The sequence below is a fragment of the Ruminococcus sp. YRD2003 genome, assembly GCA_900109435.1.
Taxonomy (GTDB): Bacteria; Bacillota; Clostridia; order Oscillospirales; family Ruminococcaceae; genus Ruminococcus; species Ruminococcus flavefaciens_G.
This window is the reverse complement of record FNZT01000037.1, coordinates 1-3,404: the sequence shown is the minus strand read 5'-3', so window position 1 is coordinate 3,404 and position 3,404 is coordinate 1. Positions and strand designations below refer to the sequence as shown.

At 40.1% G+C, this 3,404-nt stretch carries 3 protein-coding genes and 1 pseudogene; all 4 read left to right on the top strand.

The window, feature by feature from the left end; translation table 11 throughout:
• Nucleotides 1–203 precede the first annotated feature (203 nt).
• Nucleotides 204–956, top strand: a complete 753-nt coding sequence (locus tag BMX22_RS15655; protein ID WP_074743560.1) for a hypothetical protein — start codon at nt 204–206, stop codon at nt 954–956.
• A 47-nt stretch (nt 957–1,003) separates the two neighbouring features.
• Nucleotides 1,004–1,468 (top strand): hypothetical protein, encoded by a 465-nt coding sequence (locus tag BMX22_RS15650; protein ID WP_074743559.1) that lies wholly within the window; start codon nt 1,004–1,006, stop codon nt 1,466–1,468.
• A 314-nt stretch (nt 1,469–1,782) separates the two neighbouring features.
• The gene (locus tag BMX22_RS15640) at nt 1,783–2,772 is read left to right on the top strand and encodes a DnaA ATPase domain-containing protein (protein WP_074743557.1); all 990 of its coding nucleotides are present in this window, start codon (nt 1,783–1,785) and stop codon (nt 2,770–2,772) included.
• Between the two features lie 55 nt (nt 2,773–2,827).
• Nucleotides 2,828–3,404 (top strand): annotated as a pseudogene (locus BMX22_RS15635) (hypothetical protein); the annotation flags it as partial.

The following is a 3,404-nucleotide window of genomic DNA, read 5'->3' as shown; positions in this document are numbered from 1 at the left end:
TGAGCGGAAGATCTGCGATCATTTTGGCTCAAGACTGGAGGTAAGCAGTCCAATGGCTACGGGCAAATGCCTGAATCAGAAGTCAGGTGCCTGGAGACAGACCAGACAGGCAAACGGCGGATGCTCTGCACATGTGAAGTGGGGAGCACTGGGGTAAGAAATATTAGGATATAGAATCACAATTCGATTGGGAGGTGCTTTTTATGGCAGATTTTACGACGAGAGAAAAGCTACTGGTATGTTTTCCGTATGGCCATTTTAACTGGAGCGTACTGTCAAGAGACAATATCTACAATATTGTTTCTAAGGCAGCATACCACGATATGACGCCGAGACATCTTAAAGGAATCGGCAAATATAAGAACGAAAAAGAATCTATCTTTAACAAGGTGACAGATGCACTTGTTCTTTATTTTATTCAACCGCCGAAGACGAAAGATGAATTTGACAATTGGCATAGGGAATTGTGTGAAGAAGTTTGTAAGGATTTTTCTGCTCTTCCAGATATCGAACTTAAATTTGGCAAGGCGCAGAAGCTTGTAAATATTACTTTTAAACACCTATACTGTTTTTCTGATTCCGCTGAGAGAACCGATTACTTTAAATATTGTCACATTCCTGTTGATAACAATGTGATTGAGTGGTGCAAGAAGAACGCCGGAATTGCGAAACCTAAAACGACCTGGAGTAATCTATCATTCGGGCAGTACCATGTTTTTCAGGAAAAAGTATTTTTGTGGTTAAAGTCGGCTTCTAACAGGGAATATCGAGATTATGACGGTACTCCGTATAGTGCATTGCAACTTGATTTTATTGCTTGGATGTCTGATTCTAACGCAAGGAAAGGAGTAATTGATGAATGGAGGAGACTAAGGAATGCAAAAGAGTGGTGGAATCAATACGCAGATATAGTAATATCTCAGTTCCCAGAAGTTGACGAGCAAGTAAATCGATAATAGGTTTATTCAATTAATCTTATAAAGATTTTAGGGAGGATTCGATTATGGAAAATGTTACTTATACAATGGAGCCTCTTGGCTTTGAAAGCTATTTTGCAAATACGTTTTCAGTACTTTCGAATGAGAAATACATCGTTCATCGTGGAAATTCCCAAACACTGCATACAGAGTATCTTGAAGTTTATGCAAGTGCTTTCATGGATTTGTGGCAGTCTTGCAGGTTTCACTTCGAGATCAGATGGAGTGGAAGCATTCCGCTGCAGGAAACGCAAGTGGTCAGAGTTGTAGCACATATCGAATCAGGCGATTATATCAAGAATCAGGTGCTTAATGCGAAGATAAGAACCAATTATTCAAAAGCAAAACGTGATAACACAATCGCAACAGAGGAAATTGTTGTTGATTTTTCATCGAAGGAGTCAACAATCAAATCTATTAATAGCATCCAAAGACTTCTGGAATCTGAACGTTTTCAGGGGATTATCGCTAAGGTAAGTGAATTTGCCTGAATGAGTGACGAATCGTAGTAGGATACGATTATCAGTCAATCTACCCCAAACGTTAAAGAGGTACAAATGCGCAATACTGATAAATTCCGTGGCTGTCTCATAGGCAGGGCAGCGGAGATGCACTGGGATAAAACTGATAAGCTGCCAACACCATATATGTGCCTTGCACAGAACGGAGGTCTTTTATGCGAGTATACGAAGGTTACGGAACCGGACATCCTCTCTTCACGATTAAAGGAAATCGTATATATAGGGATTATGGTACTGGTCATCCAATCTACACGATAAAAGAACGCTGAGAAGGAGGGCGAATTATGCAGAATAATAAGAAGGGCAGCAGATTCACATTCGACAGTTTTGAGGTTACCAAAGAGAATAGCAAAGCTTTTGAGAAAGCGAAGCAGTTTGCCGAGAACGCAGATTCCAAGTCGTTAGCGTTATTCGGCGGAACTGCAACAGGCAAGACACATCTGCTCTATGCTGTCAAAAATGCGATCGAGCAGAATTCACCTGAGCTTCATGTGATTCTTACAACAACAACGGATATGGTTTCCTATCTTACAAATATCATCAACAGCGGCGGTACAGCAGAACAGTTCCGTGAGAAGTATTTGCAGGCGGATGTGCTTCTTGTGGACGATATACAGGATCTTGCAGGAAAAGAGAAAACGCAGAACGTGCTTATACTTCTTTTCAATGCGTTTTACGAATCCAGCAAGCGTTTCATGATGACTTCTTCTCAGAAAGAATCACACTTTGGCATTAAAGATCGTCTTTTAATACGCAGCTTCTGGGGCGAATTCGCTGTAATTTCTAAGCCATATATCAATGCACAGTTATCTTCTGACAATGAACAAGATAAAAGGCGTGATGAACTCATAGAAGAAGGAACATGCCTTCATGATAACTTTGATATTGATAGTTTCAAGACGTATTATAAAAACATCTGGCTTTTTTTCAGAAGATATGTAGGTTTGTTTGATGTAAAGCGTAAGGATATTAAGCTTATAATCATCCTTAACGATTTAAAAAATGAACTGGATCGCTTCGATATACCGCACTTAAAGAAGTGGGAACAATGGACTTGCAGTTTGTTTATAGATGCGATGCTTAACACCATTTCGTCACTTGATTATCAGGGGTATAAAGGAGGTTTCTGTAATAGAGGTGTTTTATGTCTAACACCCCCGATTCATTCATTACATAATACCGACGAAATTACGATTAACGAGTTTGATGAGCGTTTTCAAAGCTATTGCAAAGAAATCTTCGAGAGTTATTATGAGGATGACGAAGACTTCTGATTCTCATGATTGGTTAAGAATTATTTGTTTTTTTGAATGGTAAGCGGAGGTGCTTATGAACGTATTCGTATATTCAAGAGCAGCAATCGAACGTATCATAGCAGAAGGCTCATTTCCAGATAATACGGCAGTTATCAGCTTTTACGATCCCGCGATAAAGCGTATCGATAAGGACTATACCCATGTCGATTACAGCGGAGTGCGTAAGGACGTATTTTACAGTGAGCTTGAAGATCTCGATCTTGAAGTCCTCAAGCGCAAGGGGTATACATACGATACTTATTTCACCGAAGCCGACGATATGGCGATGTTTATCGTAAAAGCGCACGCGGACGGCAAGGATATCATCTGTCAGTGCGAATACGGTCAGAGCAGAAGCGCGGGGTGTGCAGCGGCTATTTTAGAATACTTCTATCACAACGGCATTTCGATTTTTGCAGATTATAAATACTATCCGAATCAGGTAGTGTATCATAAGGTTTATGACGCTATAGAAAGACAGAAGCGCTACTTCGATAACAAATACTACTTTGCTGTTGATACAGATGTCATAAAAAAACACATATCACAATTACAGCTTCCTGAAATGCTCATGGCTGATTATAAGCCTGAGGACAGTCATTCAGTCGTTG